This is a genomic window from Phaeobacter sp. JH204B (assembly GCF_048055755.1).
In the GTDB taxonomy this organism is placed as follows: domain Bacteria; phylum Pseudomonadota; class Alphaproteobacteria; order Rhodobacterales; family Rhodobacteraceae; genus Phaeobacter; species Phaeobacter bryozoorum.
This window is the reverse complement of sequence record NZ_JAYMXF010000032.1, coordinates 78,538-96,361: the sequence shown is the minus strand read 5'-3', so window position 1 is coordinate 96,361 and position 17,824 is coordinate 78,538. Positions and strand designations below refer to the sequence as shown.

General features: G+C 60.8%; 18 protein-coding genes. 9 read left to right on the top strand and 9 right to left on the bottom strand.

Translation table 11 applies throughout. From position 1 onward, the window contains the following. The first annotated feature begins 267 nt into the window (after window positions 1-267). The 4 genes from VXL81_RS18210 (at window position 268) to VXL81_RS18195 (ending at window position 5,433) form a co-directional block, all read left to right on the top strand. Window positions 268-1,968 (top strand): peptide ABC transporter substrate-binding protein, encoded by a 1,701-nt coding sequence (locus tag VXL81_RS18210; protein WP_416536791.1) that lies wholly within the window; start codon window positions 268-270, stop codon window positions 1,966-1,968. A gap of 153 nt (window positions 1,969-2,121) precedes the next feature. Next, complete coding sequence (locus VXL81_RS18205; RefSeq protein ID WP_416536790.1) at window positions 2,122-3,129, top strand: ABC transporter permease; 1,008 nt, start codon at window positions 2,122-2,124, stop codon at window positions 3,127-3,129. Beyond that, on the top strand, window positions 3,122-4,093 hold the full coding sequence (locus tag VXL81_RS18200; RefSeq protein ID WP_416536789.1) for an ABC transporter permease: 972 nt from the start codon (window positions 3,122-3,124) through the stop codon (window positions 4,091-4,093). Before VXL81_RS18205 ends, VXL81_RS18200 begins: the two co-directional genes overlap by 8 nt. Before the next feature lie 266 nt (window positions 4,094-4,359). Further along, the gene (locus VXL81_RS18195) at window positions 4,360-5,433 is read left to right on the top strand and encodes a YeeE/YedE family protein (RefSeq protein WP_416555520.1); all 1,074 of its coding nucleotides are present in this window, start codon (window positions 4,360-4,362) and stop codon (window positions 5,431-5,433) included. Here VXL81_RS18195 and VXL81_RS18190 read toward each other — a convergent pair. The 8 genes from VXL81_RS18190 to VXL81_RS18155 form a co-directional block, all read right to left on the bottom strand. Beyond that, on the bottom strand, window positions 5,369-6,649 hold the full coding sequence (locus VXL81_RS18190; protein ID WP_340545087.1) for a DUF3422 family protein: 1,281 nt from the start codon (window positions 6,647-6,649) through the stop codon (window positions 5,369-5,371). The two genes, VXL81_RS18195 and VXL81_RS18190, sit on opposite strands and share 65 nt — an antisense overlap. 131 nt (window positions 6,650-6,780) lie before the next feature. Then, window positions 6,781-7,152 (bottom strand): carboxymuconolactone decarboxylase family protein, encoded by a 372-nt coding sequence (locus tag VXL81_RS18185; RefSeq protein WP_340545086.1) that lies wholly within the window; start codon window positions 7,150-7,152, stop codon window positions 6,781-6,783. Beyond that, window positions 7,145-7,513, bottom strand: a complete 369-nt coding sequence (locus tag VXL81_RS18180) for a MerR family transcriptional regulator (RefSeq protein ID WP_416539220.1) — start codon at window positions 7,511-7,513, stop codon at window positions 7,145-7,147. Before VXL81_RS18180 ends, VXL81_RS18185 begins: the two co-directional genes overlap by 8 nt. 70 nt (window positions 7,514-7,583) lie before the next feature. Continuing rightward, a complete protein-coding gene (locus VXL81_RS18175) occupies window positions 7,584-7,958 on the bottom strand; it encodes a VOC family protein (protein WP_416536785.1) in 375 nt (124 codons plus the stop codon). 98 nt (window positions 7,959-8,056) lie between these two features. Then, a complete protein-coding gene (locus VXL81_RS18170) occupies window positions 8,057-9,490 on the bottom strand; it encodes an NAD(P)(+) transhydrogenase (Re/Si-specific) subunit beta (RefSeq protein ID WP_416539218.1) in 1,434 nt (477 codons plus the stop codon). Window positions 9,491-9,503: 13 nt separating this feature from the next. Continuing rightward, a complete protein-coding gene (locus VXL81_RS18165) occupies window positions 9,504-11,075 on the bottom strand; it encodes a Re/Si-specific NAD(P)(+) transhydrogenase subunit alpha (RefSeq protein WP_340545082.1) in 1,572 nt (523 codons plus the stop codon). A 137-nt stretch (window positions 11,076-11,212) separates the two neighbouring features. Continuing rightward, window positions 11,213-11,674 (bottom strand): methyltransferase family protein, encoded by a 462-nt coding sequence (locus VXL81_RS18160; RefSeq protein ID WP_340545081.1) that lies wholly within the window; start codon window positions 11,672-11,674, stop codon window positions 11,213-11,215. A 299-nt stretch (window positions 11,675-11,973) separates the two neighbouring features. Then, window positions 11,974-12,927, bottom strand: coding sequence for an MBL fold metallo-hydrolase (locus tag VXL81_RS18155; RefSeq protein ID WP_416540413.1), 954 nt, complete (start codon window positions 12,925-12,927; stop codon window positions 11,974-11,976). 248 nt (window positions 12,928-13,175) lie between these two features. Here VXL81_RS18155 and VXL81_RS18150 point away from each other — a divergent pair, with 248 nt between their 5' ends. From VXL81_RS18150 to kynA, 4 genes are all read left to right on the top strand, one after another. Continuing rightward, window positions 13,176-13,928, top strand: coding sequence for an SDR family NAD(P)-dependent oxidoreductase (locus tag VXL81_RS18150; RefSeq protein WP_340545079.1), 753 nt, complete (start codon window positions 13,176-13,178; stop codon window positions 13,926-13,928). Beyond that, on the top strand, window positions 13,928-14,311 hold the full coding sequence (locus tag VXL81_RS18145) for an MmcQ/YjbR family DNA-binding protein (protein WP_416539214.1): 384 nt from the start codon (window positions 13,928-13,930) through the stop codon (window positions 14,309-14,311). Before VXL81_RS18150 ends, VXL81_RS18145 begins: the two co-directional genes overlap by 1 nt. A gap of 99 nt (window positions 14,312-14,410) precedes the next feature. Continuing rightward, window positions 14,411-15,604: a kynureninase gene (kynU, locus tag VXL81_RS18140; RefSeq protein ID WP_416555517.1), complete on the top strand. Its 1,194-nt coding sequence runs from the start codon at window positions 14,411-14,413 to the stop codon at window positions 15,602-15,604. A 152-nt stretch (window positions 15,605-15,756) separates the two neighbouring features. After that, window positions 15,757-16,590, top strand: a complete 834-nt coding sequence (gene kynA, locus VXL81_RS18135; protein ID WP_416555515.1) for a tryptophan 2,3-dioxygenase — start codon at window positions 15,757-15,759, stop codon at window positions 16,588-16,590. 83 nt (window positions 16,591-16,673) lie between these two features. On the opposite strand, the gene VXL81_RS18130 is transcribed toward kynA, so the two are convergent. Continuing rightward, on the bottom strand, window positions 16,674-17,297 hold the full coding sequence (locus VXL81_RS18130) for a TetR/AcrR family transcriptional regulator (protein ID WP_416555513.1): 624 nt from the start codon (window positions 17,295-17,297) through the stop codon (window positions 16,674-16,676). A gap of 60 nt (window positions 17,298-17,357) precedes the next feature. On the opposite strand from VXL81_RS18130, the gene VXL81_RS18125 reads away from it, so the two are divergent. Beyond that, window positions 17,358-17,822: a (2Fe-2S)-binding protein gene (locus VXL81_RS18125; protein ID WP_416536778.1), complete on the top strand. Its 465-nt coding sequence runs from the start codon at window positions 17,358-17,360 to the stop codon at window positions 17,820-17,822. Window positions 17,823-17,824 lie beyond the last annotated feature (2 nt).

Here is a 17,824-nt window from a genome sequence, read left to right as displayed (position 1 = left end):
GTTGACCCCGTCAAACCCACCTCCTAACCCTGCGCGATTTTTTCTCCGACGGAAGTCTTGCAATTTGGCAGGAGTCTGTATTCGATACCTTCAGTGCAGCCACGCCTGCCTCCGGTTGCAAGCCATGATCGCGGTAACGTGATCGCAGCCATCGCCCGGCAGATAGCGCGTGCTCAAACGCACAGACCGCAGTGATGTGGCAAATCTCCGGGGCGCCAAAGCCCCGGTCATAAAGAAGGCACATACGTGTCCGACAAGGAGTGAATTATGAAAATCAAGACCCTTTTGCTGGGTGCAATTGCGTCAGCCGCGCTTGCTCCCGCAGCCTTTGCCGAACGGGGATCCGACGGCCAGGTTAACATTATTTATTGGCAAGCGCCCTCGATCCTGAACCCCTTCCTTTCGGGTGGCACCAAGGATGTGGAATCCGCCTCCCTCGTGATCGAGCCGTTGGCCCGCTACGACCCGCAAGGTGAGATGGTTCCCTACCTGGTTGAGGACATTCCCACCGTCGACAATGGCGGCGTGAGCGAAGACCTCACCTCGATCACCTGGAAAATCAAACCCGGCATCCTGTGGTCCGACGGCACGCCCTTCACCGCGAATGACGTGAAATTCACCGCCGAATACTGTATGCACCCCGAGGGCGGCTGCGCACAGGTGACGAAATTCGAAGGTGTCACCAATGTCGAGGCCGTTGACGATCTGACCGTCAAGGTCACCTTCGACAAGCCGACCCCCTTCCCCTATGGCCCGTTTGTCGGCGGCGAAAGCCCGATCATTCAGGCGGCACAATTTGCCGAATGCCTGGGCGCCAAGGCACCTGAGTGTACCGAAGCGAACTTTGCCCCGATCGGCACCGGCCCGTTTGTCGTGGATGAGTTCAAGCCCAACGACGTGATCACCATGTCGGCCAACAACAACTACCGCGACCCGGCGAAGCCGGCCTTTGCCAAGCTCCTGTTCAAAGGGGGCGGCGACGCAACTGCTGCGGGCCGTGCGGTGATGGAAACCGGTGAATTCGACTACGCCTGGAACCTTCAGCTGGCGCCCGAAGTGGTCGCCCAGATGGAAGCCGGCGGCAAAGGCGTGCCAGTTGCTGGCTTCGGCCCGCTGGTCGAACGCATCATGCTGAACAACACCAACCCCGATCCGGCACTTGGCCCGGATGAGCGTTCGGTGATCCGCCCGCATCCGTTCCTCAGCGATCCTGCGGTCTACAAAGCCATGTCGATGGCCATCGACCGCCCGCTGCTGGTGGAAATCGGCTATGGCAAGGCTGGTAAGGTCACCTGTAACTGGGTACCGGCACCTGCGGCCTTCAACTCCGACTCGATGACCTGTGACACTCAGGACATCGCAGGCGCAAACGCCATGCTGGACGAAGCAGGCTACAAGGACACCAATGGCGACGGCGTACGGGAAACCCCCGATGGCAAGCCGATGAAGATCCTGTATCAGACCTCGACCAACGCTGTGCGTCAGGACTTCCAGGCGCTGATCAAACAGTGGTGGAGCGAAATCGGCATCGAAACCGAGCTGCGCAACATCAACGCATCCGTCTTCTTCGGTGGTGATCCGGGTTCCCCCGACACCTTCCAGAAGTTCTATGCTGACGTCGAAATGTACGCCAACACCTTCAATGGCACCGATCCGCAGTCCTACCTGGGCAACGGTCTGTGCGACAAGGCACCGCGTCCCGAGACCCAGTGGCAGGGCGAGAACATCTCCCGCTTCTGTGACGAAGAGTTCGACAAGCTGCACGCAGAGCTGGCGCAGACCGCAGGTCTGGAAGCCCGCGCGGAAATCGCCAAGCGCCTGAACGACATCATTGTCGAAAAAGGTGGCATGATTCCGCTGGTGCACCGTGGTCGCCTCTCCGCGCGCTCCAACACCCTTGGCGGTGTGGATCTGAACGTCTGGGACAGCGAACTGTGGAACGCCGCTGACTGGCACCGCACCGAGTAAGCAGCGTCAAACGCCTGCAGAGGCCCCAGTTAACGCGCTGGGGCCTCTTGCCATTCACGTCCGAATGACGTCATTGCGTCGGCCAGAAATGGATCTCAGGCAAAAGACCGCCCAGTTCCACCCCATTCTTCCAATTGCAAAGGCGCCTACTGGATGCTGACCTTTACAATCAGACGCCTTGTCCTGTCGGTACCGACGCTTCTGTTCATCAGCCTGGTGATCTTCCTGCTGCTTGAACTTGCGCCCGGTGACCCGATGGCTCAGGTCCCTCTGACCGTCCCCCCCGAAGTCAAAGAAAAGATGCGCGAAGCGCTTGGCCTTGGCCAACCCGCGCATATCCGATTCTGGAAATGGATCGTGCAGTTCTTCTGGATCGAACCTCAGGTTCTGATCGATTATTATTTTGGCACCAGCTTCTCCGCAGGTGACCTGCGGGTGATCTCCTGGCAGACCCGCTCGCCGGTGATGGATATCGTCGTGCAGCGTATTCCCCAGACCCTGTGGGTCGTGGGCACCGCCTATCTGGTCGCCATCGCCATCGCCCTGCCCATCGGCATCTATTCGGCCTATCGCCAGTATAGCTGGTTCGATCAGGTCGGCACATTTGTGTCGATGGTGGGTTTCTCGGTGCCGCCCTTCTTCTCCGGCGTACTGGTGATTGTGATCTTCTCGGTCCAGCTGGGCTGGTTCCCATCGATCTACGACACCACTCATGTCGTGAACAGTTGGGAGTCTTTTGTTAAGCAGCTGCAACAGATGATCATGCCGGTCATGGTGCTGGCGCTGCAAATCACCGCACAGCTGAGCCGGTTCATGCGGGCCTCGATGCTGGACAACCTCAATCAGGATTACGTCCGCACCGCCCGCGCCAAGGGCCTCAGCGAATATGTGGTCGTCATGGTCCATGTTCTGCGCAACTCGATGATCCCGGTCGTAACCGTGATCGCGCTGGGGATTCCGTCGATCTTCGGTGGCGCCATCATCACCGAACAGGTGTTCAAGGTGAACGGCATCGGCCAGCTGCTGATCGGCGCGATCGAGGCCAACGACCTGCCGATGGTGCAGACGCTGACCTTCATCTTTGCCGTGCTGATCGTGCTGTTCAACCTGATTGCCGACGTGCTCTATGGCATTCTAGACCCGAGGATCCGCTATGACTGATAAGGACCGTCTGGTGCCCGACGAAGGGATTGTGCCCGCCTCGACCGCGCTGCCTGCGGCGGGCGTGATCGAAGAACTGGACCAACCACCCCGCAGCCAGTGGCTGGATGTGTGGGATCAGTTCAAGTCACACAAGGGCGCCATGCTTGGCGGGGCATTGTTCCTGCTGATCGTACTGGCCGTCTATCTCGGCCCGTTTTTCTGGGACATTGATGCCACCCGCATTGATATCCGGGCCCGCAACCAGAGCCCAAGCTGGGCGCATCCTTTTGGCACGGATCAGCTGGGGCGTGACATGCTGGCCCGGATGATGGCAGGCGGCGCGACCTCGGTCTCCGTTGGCCTGACCGCGATGCTTCTGGCGCTGTTCCTCGGCTCATTGGTTGGCGTTCTCGCAGGGTTCTTCAAACGTCTCGACGGACCGCTGATGCGCCTGACCGATCTGTTCCTGGCGCTGCCGCTGTTGCCGCTTCTGCTGGTGATGATGCTGTTGTTCCGCGAGCCGCTGAATGCCGCCTTCGGCCCGGAACAGGGGATCTTTATCCTGATCGTGGCCTCGATCGGCATCACCAGCTGGATGCCCACCGCGCGGATCGTGCGTGGCGATGTCCTGGCGATCAAGGAACGGGAATTCGTTCTTGCGGCCCGCTCCATCGGCACCACCAACAGCAAGCTGATTTCGCGGCACATCCTGCCCAACGTGCTGTCACCGATCATGGTTTCGGCCACGCTGGGGATTGCAACCGCGATCATCACCGAATCCGCCCTGTCCTTCCTCGGCCTGGGCTTCCCGCCTGATTTCCCGACATGGGGGCGTCTGCTCTATGATGCGACGGACTATCTCCAGCAATACCCGGAGCGGGTGTTCTGGCCCGGTATGGCGATCTCGCTCACCGTGCTGAGCGTGAACTACCTCGGCGACGGTCTGCGCGACGCTTTGGATCCACGGATCCGCGGGCGCTGACCACGCCAGAGATGTGAGGGCAGAACAGCTCAACACATTCAAATAAAAACATATCAACCGGCCACTTCTCTCAGGTGGCCGGTTTGTTTTTGCCCGCAGCGGCAGGGCTGGGACACATAGCCTGCGAAGGACACCTGGCAGAGAACATCATTCTGCCGGATGCCGCGCCAGCTTGGTGCCATAGGGTTGCTCAGATCACAAAAACCGGCCATTTCGGGAAAATATTCCAAACGCGACGAATCCGCTCGCAGCAATGGAGGCCGCATATGTTCGAGACACTTGGCTTTGAAGATACCACCGCGCGGGCGGTTTCGGTACTGTTTGCACTCTCTGTCGGTGTCCTGTTCGGCGGGTTGGCGCAATTGACCCGCTTCTGTTTCCGCCGCGCTGTTGTCGGCGCTGATCGCCGTCAGGCCGCAGGCGTCTGGACAATGGCGCTGGCCGTTGCTGTTCTCGGCACGCAGGCCGCCGTGGCGCAGGGCTGGATCAGCTTTGCCGAGCACCGCCTGATGGTCGCGGATCTGCCGATTGCTGCGGTGGTACTGGGCGGCCTTATGTTCGGGGCCGGCATGGTGCTGACCCGTGGCTGCGTCTCGCGCCTGATGGTTCTGACCGGCAGCGGCAACCTGCGGGCGCTGGTTGTGATCGTGACCTTTGCAATTGTCGCCCACGCCACGCTCAAAGGCGTGCTGGCACCGCTGCGCAGCTGGATCGGCGGCGTCACGGTGCCGATTGGGGATTTCGCCTCTCTCACCGCACTGCCCGGCGGCGCGCTGACGGGCGGCGGGCTGATCGTTGCGGCCGCTCTTGTCATCGCTCTGCGCTCGGGCAATCATCCTCTGATGCTGGCCGGAGGGGCCGCCATCGGCGCGCTGGTGCCGCTGGCCTGGGTCGGCACCGGCTATGTGCTGTATGATGAATTTGACCCCATCGCCATGGAGAGCCTCTCCTTCACTGCGCCTTCGGCGGAAACACTATTCTACACGCTGGCGTCCAGCGCCGTGCCTGCGGGCTTCGGGACCGGGCTGGTGGGCGGCGTGCTGATTGGCGCGCTGGTCGCCGCCCTGCTGAGCGGTCGCTTCCAGTGGCAGAGCTTTGAAAGCCCGCGGCAGACCGGCCGCTACCTCACTGGCGCGGTGCTGATGGGGATTGGCGGTGTACTGGCTGGCGGCTGCACAGTCGGGGCCGGTCTCGCCGGTATCCCAACCCTCAGCCTAGCGGCTGTTCTGGCACTGCTGTCGATTGGCGCAGGCGGTTTGGCGGCAGACGCCCTGCTCAATGCAGCCGCTTCCGGATCTGCCGCACCGCGAGCCAGACCAGCAGCACAACCGGCAGAGTAAGTGCTGCCGTCATCATCCCCTTGCTGAGGTCCAGCACCGCCGCGAGGGGATAGAGCGCATAAGACGCCAGCGACACAGCGTAATAGCTGATCGCCACCACTGACAGCCCTTCCACCGTATGTTGCAGCCGCAGCGCCATATCGGCGCGGCGGTCCATGCTTTCCAGCAGGGCCTGGTTCTGGGCACTGCGTTCCACATCGACACGGGTTCGCAGCAGCTCCCCGGCGCGACGCGCCCGGTCTGCCAGCGTAGCGAGCCGCCCTTCGGTTGACTTCACCGTGCGCATCGCCGGTTCAAATCGGCGCAGCATGAACTCGGCAAAGGTCTGATACCCTTCAAACCGGGTCTCGCGCAGCAGGGCGATCCGTTGATTGACCAGCGCATCATAGGCCCCCGTCGCACCAAAGCGGAACGCCGCCTGCGCCGCCATCGCCTCCAGCTCAGCCGAGACCGTGAGCAGCTGCGCAAGGGTCTGTTCCGCCGGCATGCGATCCCCGGTCATCTCGGCCATCATCTCGCTCAGATGGGTGTCGAGCGCGCCAATCGTCGGACTCAGCCCGCGCGCCCGCGAAAACCCGAGCATCGACATCGCCCGATAGGTCTCAATCTCGCAAAGGCGCTGCACCACCCGGCCGATCCGCTGGGCGCCGGTTTCCCGGTTCGGGAAAACCGCAAACCGCATATGCCCAGCCGGATCAATGCGGAAATCCCCCGCCACCACGCAGCTGTCGTCCAGCACTCGGGCCACGGCGAGGCTTTCCGGCACAAACCAATCGGTCAGAGCCGCCCGAACGTCAGAGGTTTCGCCACGTGGCAAGACCCGCAGCATGATCGAAGTGATGCGCTGACCCGGAGCCTCCGCCAGCCAGTCCGACGGGAAGACATCAAAATCCGCAGGATCATACGGGCGGGCGCTGATACCGTCGAAATACAGGGTGTAGGACACAAATTCAGTATGCTGTTCCCATTTGAGCGTATGGCGGCCCAGCTGCACCGAATGATGGGTCGCCCCCGGCGTCGGGTGGGCGACACCGTGACGGTCCAAGAGATCGACCAGATGCGCAAGGTCCCGGCTGCGGTCCCGATGCACGGCCTCCTGCGGCTGCTTGATCGCCAGGTAGATCACCGTCGAGGGGTTGCTCATCGTCGGGAACGGGCGGGCGTGCAGCTCATTGGCCAGCTGGTAGCGCAGCGGGTGGTCTTGGATCGGCGGCATCTATGGTCTCCCTGAGCAGCAGACCACAGGTTAGCCGAGGTGGAGCAACCTGTAAAGAATTACGTTTTTTCAATGCCTTAACTGGATACAACCGTATACAATTATGAGGCAGCCCTCAGCTCTTGCCGACATTATGCCGCCTCGAACACCTCAATCGCCGCATTCAAACCATTGATGGCCGCAGGCATGCCGCCATAGACCGCCATCTGCCAGATGACCTCCAGAATCTCGGCTTCACTTGCCCCTGCGGCGAGGGTGTTGGCGATATTCACCTTGAGCTGCGGCGCGGTCTGACCGCCGAGCGCAGTCAACGCTGCAACCGTACAGAGCTGCCGTGTCCGCAGGTCCAGCCCCGCGCGTGCGTAGTGGCGCCCATAGGCCCATTCCACCAGGCTCTCCGACATTCCGGGCAGATGGGCGTCATAGCGCTCTGCCAGGATATTCTCCAACTCCGGATTCAATTCGGCCAACAGATTACGGCCCTTGGTCACTGCGTCAGACATCTGCGCTTTCCTTCTCCAGCTCGTGGTAGATCGCAACCTTGCGATCCATCAGGGCAAGCGTGTCATGAAGCTGCTCCAGCTGCTGGCGGATCACCTCGCGGTGGGCCTCCAGCATTGCGCGGCGTTCGGCCAGGGTTTCGCGCCCCCGCGCCCGCAACCGGGCATAGCGGACCCGATCCGCCTGTTTCATTCCGGTGGCGTTCAGCTGCCCCAGAAAGCGGATCCAGCCCAGGATTTCGCGATCATAGACCCGCCGCCCGGCGGCATCCCGCGCCGGCGGATCAATCAACCCGATCTTCTCGTAAAAGCGCAGGGTATCCACGCTCAGCCCCGTGGCCATCGCCACCTCTGAAATCTTCATGCACATCTCTCTTGCTGCCCACCCCTCGTGGGTGAGTCGGGACACCCTAGCGGTTGGAGTACACTCCAGCTCAAGCGGTATCTGCGGCGCGTCCAATCGGCTGCCAGAGTTCTATCGGATTGCCCTCCGGGTCATGCAACCGCGCGAAATAGCCAATCTCGCCGTCCCACTCCGGCCGGGTCTCAACAGCGATACCGGCGGCGGTCAGCTGGGCGATCATCGCGGCCAGATCCGTCACCCGGAAATTGATCATCCACTGTTTGCTGGTATCTCCGAAATAATCGGTATCCTCGGCAAATGGAGCAAAGACGGTATAGCCGCCGCCCTGCATCCAGGGGGTTCCGCCGACGGGGTCAATCCCCAGATGGTCATTGTACCACCGGCTCAGCGCTTCGGGGTCTTTGGCGCGGAAAAACACGCCACCTATGCCTTGGGCCTTTTCCATATCATCCTCCTCGGCTGGCGAATGATACCACAGGATCACGAAAAAAGAGCGCCCCGGCAGGAGCGCTCTTTCGGTATGTGCAGCGATACGTCGAACAATCAGCTGATCATGGTCAGCAGTTTATCCAGGCTGGCCTTGGCATCGCCATAGAACATGCGGGTATTCTCCTTGAAGAACAGCGGGTTCTCGATGCCCGAGTAGCCCGTACCCTGCCCGCGCTTAGAGACGAACACCTGTTTCGCCTTCCAGCATTCCAGCACCGGCATACCGGCGATGGGCGAGTTCGGGTCTTCCTGTGCCGCCGGGTTCACAATGTCGTTGGAGCCAATGACGATCGCCACATCCGTGTCCGGGAAGTCCTCGTTGATCTCGTCCATTTCCAGCACGATATCGTAGGGCACTTTCGCCTCGGCGAGGAGCACGTTCATATGACCCGGCAGACGACCGGCTACCGGATGGATCGCAAAGCGGACGTTCTTGCCCTTGGCACGCAGACGGCGGGTCAGCTCAGCCACATTCTGCTGGGCCTGTGCCACTGCCATGCCGTAGCCGGGGATGATGACGACACTGTCGGCCTCATCCAGGGCAGCGGCCACACCATCGGCATCAATCGCGATCTGCTCGCCGTCGATTTCCATCGCCGGACCAGCCGTGCCGCCAAAGCCGCCCAGAATCACCGAGATGAAGGACCGGTTCATCGCCTTACACATGATGTAGCTGAGGATCGCACCGGAGGAGCCCACAAGCGCACCAACCACGATCAACAGATCGTTGCCGAGCGAAAAGCCAATCGCCGCCGCGGCCCAGCCGGAGTAGCTGTTCAGCATCGAGACAACCACGGGCATATCCGCGCCGCCGATGCCCATGATCAGGTGGTAGCCGATGAACAGCGCTGCCAGGGTCATCAGGAACAGCGGGAAGAAACCGCCAGTGTTAAAATACCAGATCAGACAGATCAGCGAGAGACCCGCAGCACCAGCGTTCAGCATATGACCGCCGGGCAGCTTGGTCGCCGCCGAGGACACTTTGCCTGCCAGCTTGCCATAGGCAATCACCGACCCGGTGAAGGTCACGGCACCGATGAAGACACCGAGGAAGAGTTCCACCCGCAGGATCGCGATCTCGACACCGTCTTTCTTGGCCAGAAGCGCACCAAAGCCTTCGAGCGCCTTTTTCGCAGTGTCATCCATCGCCAGAACGCGGCCCAGCTCGATATGGGCGATGAAGCCCACGAACACCGCAGCCAGACCCACCAGCGAGTGCATCGCCGCCACCAGCTGCGGCATTTCGGTCATCTGCACGCGTTTGGCGACGTAGTAGCCGATGATACCGCCTGCGGCGATCAGGACGATCGACAACAGCCAAAGACCGGCACCGGGACCAATCAGGGTTGCCAGAACCGCCAGCGCCATACCCGCAATGCCGTACCAGACCGCGCGTTTCGCACTTTCCTGACCGCTCAGGCCGCCCAGCGACAAGATGAAGAGAACAGCCGCAACCACATAGGCGGCAGTTGTAAAGCCAAAGTCCATACTCCCGGCCTCCTTAAGATTTCTGGAACATGGCAAGCATGCGCCGCGTGACGAGGAACCCGCCGAAGATATTGATCCCGGCCATGAACACCGACAGCGCCGCAAGGAAGATCACCAGGAACGACCCGGATCCGATCTGCATCAACGCGCCGAGGATGATGATCGAGGAAATCGCATTGGTGACAGCCATCAGCGGCGTATGCAGCGAATGGGCAACGCCCCAGATCACCTGGAAGCCCACGAAACAGGCCAGTGCAAACACGATGAAATGCTGCATGAAGCTCGCGGGGGCAAACAGCCCCACAAACAGCACCAAGGCACCGCCGACAGCCAGCAGGGTGACCTGGTTCTTGGTCTGCTGCTTGAAGGCTTCGACCTCCTGCGCCCGCTTCTCTTCGGGCGTCAGTTCCTTCACCTCTTTCTTCGGCTGGGCCGCGATGGCCTGCACCTTGGGCGGTGGCGGCGGGAAGGTGATTTCCTTCTCAAAGGTCACCGTGGCGCCGCGGATTACGTCGTCTTCCATGTTGTGATTGATCTGACCGTCCTTCTCGGGCGTCAGGTCAGTCATCATATGGCGGATGTTGGTGGCATAAAGCGTCGAGGCCTGCGCGGCCATCCGGCTCGGGAAATCGGTATAGCCGATGATGGTCACGCCATTCTCGGTTACCACTTTTTCGTCCATCACCGTGCCTTCGACGTTGCCGCCCTTTTCGGCTGCAAGGTCAACGATCACCGAACCCGGCTTCATCGCGGCGACCATATCCTCAAGCCACAGCTTGGGAGCCTCGCGGTTGGGGATCAGCGCGGTGGTGATGACGATATCGACATCGGGAGCCAGTTCGCGGAACTTCGCGAGCTGCGCTTCACGGAACTCCGGGCTGGAGACCGCAGCATAGCCGCCGGTTGCCGCGCCATCCTGCTGGTCTTCCTCGAAATCCAGATAGACGAATTCGGCCCCCATGCTTTCGACCTGCTCCGCCACTTCGGGGCGCACGTCAAAGGCGTAGGTCACCGCACCCAGGCTGGTAGAGGCGCCAATCGCCGCAAGGCCTGCAACCCCTGCACCAACCACCAGAACCTTGGCCGGAGGAACCTTGCCCGCAGCTGTGATCTGACCGGTGAAGAACCGGCCAAAGTTATTCCCGGCCTCAATGACGGCGCGGTAACCTGCGATATTGGCCATCGACGACAGCGCGTCCATTTTCTGGGCACGGCTGATACGTGGTACCATTTCCATGGCGATCACATTGGCGCCCTTGGATTTGGCGAGTTCCAGACCTTCGCTATTGCCGCCGGGATTGAAGAAGGAGATCAGCGTCTTGCCCGCTGTCATCCGCTTCAGCTCCGCTTCGGTGGGCTGACGCACCTTGGCAACGATATCGCAGGCTTTCCACAATGCGGCCGGTGTCTTGATGATCTCGACGCCGACAGCCTCGTAGGTGGCGTCAGAAAAACCTGCCGCTGCCCCGGCACCGCTTTCAATCGCGCAGTCGTACCCCAGCTTTTGCAGTTGAACCGCGGAGTCCGGGGTCATCGCAACCCGCGCCTCGCCGTCAAACACTTCTTTTGGTGTGCCTATTTTCACCTTGTCGGTCCCCCTCTTTGTGTCCGCATCAGACTGACTGAGCACGGATCGCAAATATTTTGACTACATTGCGCAATATTTTTGCGCAACAGTTTCGCTGCGTCGCCGCAACACTTTGCTGCGGTGCCGCAAATCCGTCACAGCCATCGTCCTGTGTCTTTTTCGTAGCGCCCCCACTGCGCCCTGAACTGCCGCCGCAACCGGTTTTCCTCGGGCAGGATGAAACGTCGTTCCAACACCCAGACAAAGACCGGCAGCAGTATCAGCGACAGCACCGCGTCAAACCGCAGGATCAGTCCGAGCAGCAGCAGGCAATCACCTAGGTAGATCGGATTGCGGCTGCGTTTGAAAATACCCGATTGAACCAGCTGGCTTGGCTGCCCGTGTGGATGCAGCGTCGTCCTATGACGCCGCATTTCCATCACCGCGAGCAGCATCAGAATGACTCCCGCTCCGATCAAGAGGCCGCTGACCAGCCCGACGACGGCGCCGATCACGCCATGCGACAATTCGAGCCCCATAGGCAGGAAACGTGCCTGACACCAGGCCAGCACTGCAAACCCCAGCAACCACACAGGAGGCACGTCAATCCATTTCATTGCAGACGGCACTCCGGGTGATCCTTGTCGGTCTTGATGCGCATCAGCGGCAGTTTTCCCTCATGTGGCCAGAACGTCCAGCCTTCGGAGATGACTTCCGAAGGATAAGGACAGATTGCCCAAAATGGTCGTGAAACGGCGAATCCGTTCCGTTTGCGGCATGATCCTGCATATATTGTTGCGAATGACCACGTATACTTTTGCATGCCTGCCGCAACTGATCGGGATGCTGAGTTCTGCTACCGCTCACAGTTCTTGTCGCAAGGATCACGATGGGCACAGATCAGCGGGCGGGCGCGCTATTCCCACTCCATCTCCTCATAGACACGCCCGGCATTCTTGGTCGCCAGTTCCTCAAAAGTATCGAGCTGCTGCCAGCGGGCCTGATCCACGTAATAGGCCGAGGCCAGATCGCCGCCCTCCTCGATATGGGCGCCAATCTTGCTGCGCAGATCGAGCAGATACTCCAGCGTGTAGCGCCGGACCTGATCCAGGTTGGTCGGATGACCATGGCCGGGGATCACATAGGTCGGCGCCAGCGGTTCCAGCTTGTCCTGCCAGGTCTCGATCCAGCAGCTGGTGCAGGTATGTTCAAAAATCGGCAACATCCGCTCGTGAAAGGCAATATCGCCTGCGATCAGCATCCCCCACTGCGGAATCCAGACCTGCGTGTCACCCGGATCATGGGCCGGACCAAGATGCAGGACCTGAAAGTCGACCCCGCCAAGCGACAGATCGTAACGATCTTCAAAACTCAGGTTCGCAGGCTCCACCCGCGTGTCCCCGGCCCTGTCCTTATTGTAGCCTTGCATCCCCTGAAGGATAAAATGACCGTTCTGCGTCACCTCGGCCGTGGCATCTACATGCGCCAGAACGTCAACGCCCCGATCGCGCCAATAGCCGTTGCCCAGCATCGCATGGCCCTGCCCGTTTTCATTGATCACCAGAACCACCGGCTGATCGGTCACCGCCTTGATCTCGGCATGGAGCGCGGCAGCCAGCGCATCAGACGCCCCCGCATTGATCACCACAACACCCGCCTCGGTCACAACGAAGCTCAGGTTATTGTTATGGCCGGCATTTTCATAGGTTGGCGGCGCGGTGGCTCCAATGGCCGAAAACACATGCGGGATCACCTCCACCGGCTTTGAGTAAAGCTCGGACTGCGGGTATTGATCCGCGATATCTTCGCTGGCCAGCCCGCATAGAGGCAACATCAGCGCGGTTGCCACGCCACAGACAAGAGCTTTCATGGGATCCTCCGTCAGCCTTGGTGGCGGTTCGTCGCCACATGCCGTGACATTCACACATTGGAATATTTCTGTAAACCGTTTCTCCGAGACCCGCCGCCACAAGCGTTGTGCCCGCGCCGGTTGATAAAGTGACGGAACGGAGATCTTGCCAGCCTCCCTGCGGCGGTTAGGCTCATATCAAGATCCGGGTTGCATGTGGGGATCACCCGCATGGCCCCAACAGTTACGAACAACAGCGGAGCAACACCATGACACTCAAGGGAAAACACGCATTGATCACCGGCGGAGGCACCGGCATTGGTCTGGCGATGGCCAAGGCGCTGGCCGCCGAGGGGGCTGCGGTGACGATCACCGGCCGTCGGCAGGAGGTGCTGGAGGAGGTCGCAACCGATGGGCTGCATCCGCTCGCCATGGATGTGCGCGACGAACAGGACGTGATCGCAAAAATTGACGCCGCCACCGCAGCTCGCGGTCCGGTGCAGATCTGCGTCCCCAATGCAGGCATCGCCGAGGGCAAGGCCCTGCACAAGATGTCGATGGACTTCTGGCGCAACATGATGGCAACCAACCTCGACGGCGCTTTTCTGACGATCCGCGAATGTATGAAATCCATGCGCCAGACCGACTGGGGCCGTGTCGTCACCGTATCCTCCATCGCAGGCCTGCGCGGGCTGCAGGGCGCGCCCTGCTATTCGGCCAGCAAACACGGGCTGATCGGCCTGACCCGATCGCTGAGCGAGGATTATCTGGGCACGCCCTATACCTTCAACGCGCTCTGCCCGGGCTATGTCGATACGCCGATCATCGACCGCAACGTCACCTCGATCTCTCAGCGCGCCGGAGTGAGCGAAGAACAGGCGCTGAAGATCATGGTCTCTGCTAACCGGCACAAGCGGCTGATCCAACCAGATGAGGTTGCCGCCGCGCTGCTGTGGCTCTGTGGTCCCGGCTCTCAGTCTATCAACGGGCAAACCATCGAAATCGCAGGTGGGCAGACCTGATGACCCGCGAGGAGTTCAACGCCTTCTGCGCCAGCTTCCCCGCTACATCGCATGTCATCCAATGGGGCGATGCCGACGTGTGGAAGGCAGGAGGCAAGGTCTTTGCCATCTGCGGCTGGGCCGAGGGCAAGGACGCCTTTACCTTCAAGACGGGCGAGATCGCCTTTGAGGTTTTGCAGGAGCGACCGGGCGTCCGCCCGGCGCCCTATCTGGCCTCGCGCGGGATGAAGTGGCTGCAACATTTCAAAGATCCCGGCCTGACCGATGCCGAGCTGAAAGAGCAGATCAGCCTGTCGTACAGTCTGGTGACCGCCGGTCTGTCGAAACGAAAACGAACTGAACTGGGCATTCCGGAACCGCAGCTGGATCCCACCAGCCGCTAATCTCTGGACAGGACAGATCCGATGCGGTAGCACTCGAGAAGCTTTAAGCCTAAAATAAACCACTCCGTCCGTCAGGCCGCCCATGATCACGAGGTTCAGATGACCGATTTCGCCGCAACCAAGGCTATGTTTTCCCTGCCCGAAGGGATGATCTACCTCGATGGCAATTCTCTGGGCCCGATGCCGCGTGCAACCGCCGAACGGGTGCGCAGTACGATCGAGGACGAATGGGGTGAGATGCTGATCACCGGCTGGAACAGGGCCGGGTGGATGCAGAAACCAACCGCCATCGGCGACCGGATTGCCCGGCTGATCGGCGCAGAACCCGGCCATGTGGTGATGGGTGACACCCTGTCGATCAAGGTCTATCAGGCCGTCGCCTCGGCACTGGAGCTGAACCCATCGCGCAAGGTGGTCCTGTCTGACAGCGGCAACTTCCCTTCCGATCTCTATATGGTCGAAGGTCTGGTGAAATCGCTTGGCACGGACTATTCGCTTCGCGTGGTCGCACCGGAAGAGGTCAGCGCCCATATCACCGACGACATTGCCGTGCTGATGCTGACCGAAGTCGATTACCGCAGCGGTCGCAAGCACGATATGAAGGCGCTGACCGAACAGGCCCATGCCGCCGGTGTCGTGACGGTCTGGGATCTGGCCCATTCCGCAGGTGCGCTGCCGGTCGATCTGGCAGGCTGCAAGGCCGATTTCGCCGTAGGATGTACCTATAAATACCTCAATAGCGGCCCCGGTGGTCCAGCGTTCATCTATGTGGCGCCGCGCCATGCCGACACGGTCCGCCCGGCGCTCTCCGGCTGGCTGGGTCACGCCGCGCCGTTTGAATTCGACCTGAATTACAAACCCGGCAGCGGGATCGAACGGATGCGCGTCGGCACGCCGCCGGTGTTACAGCTGGCCGCACTCGAGGCCTCGATGGATATCTGGGACATGGCCGATATGGCCGATGTGCGCGCCAGATCCATCGAACTTTGCGATCTGTTCATTGCCGAGGTGGAATCCCGCTGCCCCGATCTCACTCTTGCCTCGCCGCGCGACGGCAACGCCCGTGGCAGCCAGGTGTCCTTCCGCTTCCATGAAGGTTATGCCGCCATGCAGGCGCTCATCGCCCGTGGGGTGGTGGGAGACTTCCGCGCGCCGGATATCATGCGCTTCGGCTTCACCCCGCTCTACATTGACGAAGGCGACGTCAGGGCCGCTGTTGATATCATCGAGGACGTGATGACCAACGCGCTCTGGGATCGCCCGGAATACAAAACCCGCAACGCAGTCACCTGATGGCGAGCCTGCCCGCATATCGCCTGCCACTGTGCCGACCAGCGGGCTGGATCGCCCTGTGGCGACGACTGGCCCAATGCGGTACGCTCAACGCAAGAAAGGCCCCCGTTCCCGCAATCTGATACACTACCGGAACACCAAGGAGCCTTTCCATGTCCACCCCCTATGATCCCGCCAAGGAAGGCGCGCAGATGTCGTTTGACGGGCGCATGTCCTATGGCGACTACCTGTCGCTCGACACGCTGCTGACCGCGCAGAAGACCTGGACCAACACCCATGACGAGATGCTGTTCATCATCCAGCATCAGACCTCAGAGCTTTGGATGCGCCTCGCCATTCACGAGCTGACCGCCGCGCGCGCGCGCCTGCTGGCGGAAAAACCGCATGAGGCGTTCAAGATGCTGGCCCGCGTTGCGCGGATCTTCGAACAGCTGAACTCTGCCTGGGATGTGCTGCGCACCATGACACCCTCGGATTATTCTGCCTTTCGCAATGAACTGGGACAGAGTTCCGGCTTTCAGTCGCATCAGTATCGCCAGATCGAATTCATGCTCGGCAACCGCAACAAGGCGATGCTGCGCCCGCACGCCCACCGCCCCGACATTCTGGCGCTTCTGGAAGAAGAACTGCACCAGCCCTCGCTCTATGACGTTGCCCTGCGCGCCCTGTCCAAGCGGTTTGAGCTGCCCGAAGAGGTGCTGAACCGTGACCTCTCCGAAACCTATAGCCCCAATCCGGCGGTTGAGGCGGCCTGGACCGAGGTCTACCGCAATACCGAAGCGCATTGGGATCTCTACGAGCTGGCCGAGAAACTGGTGGATTTTGAGGATTATTTCCGCCGCTGGCGTTTCAACCATGTCACCACGGTGGAACGGGTCATCGGCTTCAAACGCGGCACCGGCGGCACCGGTGGCGTCAGCTATCTGAAACGGATGCTGGAGGTGGAGCTGTTCCCCGAGCTCTGGCACCTGCGCACCACGCTCTGACGCCAGATGGGATCGGCGGCAGGCCAGCCCTGCCGGCCCCCAGGCTGCCCCATTTGGACCTGCCCTCAGTCAACCTGCTCCAATCAGCGCGGCGACAGCGCAGCCGCGAACAACAGCGCCAGTTGGCGAACGCCCGAGCGGTAGGCGGCATAATCTGCCGAGGTATGTTTGACGCCCTTCATGGCACTGCAAAAGCTGCGCGCCACATCCTGCGGCGTGCCGGCCAACCGCACCAGTCCCGCAGCCGCCATATCCTTTAGCCAATCAGCATAAACCCCGCGCATCAGGCATTCGCCGGCCTCAATGTGATCGCCGGCGGCGTTCATGCTGGCTTCCAGCGTTTCCATCCCGTGGGGCGTGCTCAGCATAGCCTCTATAGCCGGGCCGCCCTGCGCGTCGAATGCGTTCAGAACCTTCGACTGAAGATCACCGTCTGCGGTCAGCGCTGCGTGAACCGCTCGCGCTGTCTCGGCGTAATAGGCATCAATCAGCGCCTTCAGGATGGCCTCCTTGTTCTTGAAATGCAGATAGACCGCAGGGCGAGACATCCCCGCCCGCTTGGCAATGTCATCCATTGAAGTCTTGCGAAACCCATAGGTCGCAAAGGCTTCCCAGGCGGATTCCAGAATGTTGCGCTGTTTGGGGTCGATCTGCTGCATGTCCATAGCGCAGTTCTGACATTCGATACCAAATTTGTCAATTGACACACTGACACATATACATCATTTTGTCACAAAGTCACGCAGCCAGCACAGAAAGGACACCCAATGTCCACCAGCCTTCGCATAAACGGGAAATCCCATCAGATTGACCTGCCTGACGACGTGCCGCTTCTTTGGGTGCTGCGCGATGAAGTCGGCCTGACCGGCACCAAATTCGGCTGTGGCGTCGCGGCCTGTGGCGCCTGCACCGTGCATATTGACGGCGAGGCCGTGCGCTCCTGCCAGGTGGCGCTGTCCGATGTCTGGGGTGAGGTCACCACCATCGAGGGGATCGGCACACCCGACGCCATGGCCGCCGTGCAAAAAGCCTGGGTCGCCAATCAAGTCGCGCAATGTGGCTACTGCCAGTCCGGCCAGATCATGCAGGCCGCGAGCCTGCTGGCGGAAAACCCCGCCCCCTCGGATGCCGATATCGACGAGGCGATGCAGGGCAACCTCTGCCGCTGTGGCACCTACCCCCGAATCCGCGCCGCCATCCATGACGCCGCCAAAATGATGAAGGAGGTCTGAGC

Coding starts and splice junctions, on each gene's coding strand:
- VXL81_RS18210 (WP_416536791.1), top strand. CDS start 268: ATGAAAATCAAGACCCTTTTGCTGGGTGCAATTGCGTCAGCCGCGCTT.
- VXL81_RS18205 (WP_416536790.1), top strand. CDS start 2,122: ATGCTGACCTTTACAATCAGACGCCTTGTCCTGTCGGTACCGACGCTT.
- VXL81_RS18200 (WP_416536789.1), top strand. CDS start 3,122: ATGACTGATAAGGACCGTCTGGTGCCCGACGAAGGGATTGTGCCCGCC.
- VXL81_RS18195 (WP_416555520.1), top strand. CDS start 4,360: ATGTTCGAGACACTTGGCTTTGAAGATACCACCGCGCGGGCGGTTTCG.
- VXL81_RS18190 (WP_340545087.1), bottom strand. CDS start 6,649: ATGCCGCCGATCCAAGACCACCCGCTGCGCTACCAGCTGGCCAATGAG.
- VXL81_RS18185 (WP_340545086.1), bottom strand. CDS start 7,152: ATGTCTGACGCAGTGACCAAGGGCCGTAATCTGTTGGCCGAATTGAAT.
- VXL81_RS18180 (WP_416539220.1), bottom strand. CDS start 7,513: ATGAAGATTTCAGAGGTGGCGATGGCCACGGGGCTGAGCGTGGATACC.
- VXL81_RS18175 (WP_416536785.1), bottom strand. CDS start 7,958: ATGGAAAAGGCCCAAGGCATAGGTGGCGTGTTTTTCCGCGCCAAAGAC.
- VXL81_RS18170 (WP_416539218.1), bottom strand. CDS start 9,490: ATGGACTTTGGCTTTACAACTGCCGCCTATGTGGTTGCGGCTGTTCTC.
- VXL81_RS18160 (WP_340545081.1), bottom strand. CDS start 11,674: ATGAAATGGATTGACGTGCCTCCTGTGTGGTTGCTGGGGTTTGCAGTG.
- VXL81_RS18155 (WP_416540413.1), bottom strand. CDS start 12,927: ATGAAAGCTCTTGTCTGTGGCGTGGCAACCGCGCTGATGTTGCCTCTA.
- VXL81_RS18150 (WP_340545079.1), top strand. CDS start 13,176: ATGACACTCAAGGGAAAACACGCATTGATCACCGGCGGAGGCACCGGC.
- VXL81_RS18145 (WP_416539214.1), top strand. CDS start 13,928: ATGACCCGCGAGGAGTTCAACGCCTTCTGCGCCAGCTTCCCCGCTACA.
- kynU (WP_416555517.1), top strand. CDS start 14,411: ATGACCGATTTCGCCGCAACCAAGGCTATGTTTTCCCTGCCCGAAGGG.
- kynA (WP_416555515.1), top strand. CDS start 15,757: ATGTCCACCCCCTATGATCCCGCCAAGGAAGGCGCGCAGATGTCGTTT.
- VXL81_RS18125 (WP_416536778.1), top strand. CDS start 17,358: ATGTCCACCAGCCTTCGCATAAACGGGAAATCCCATCAGATTGACCTG.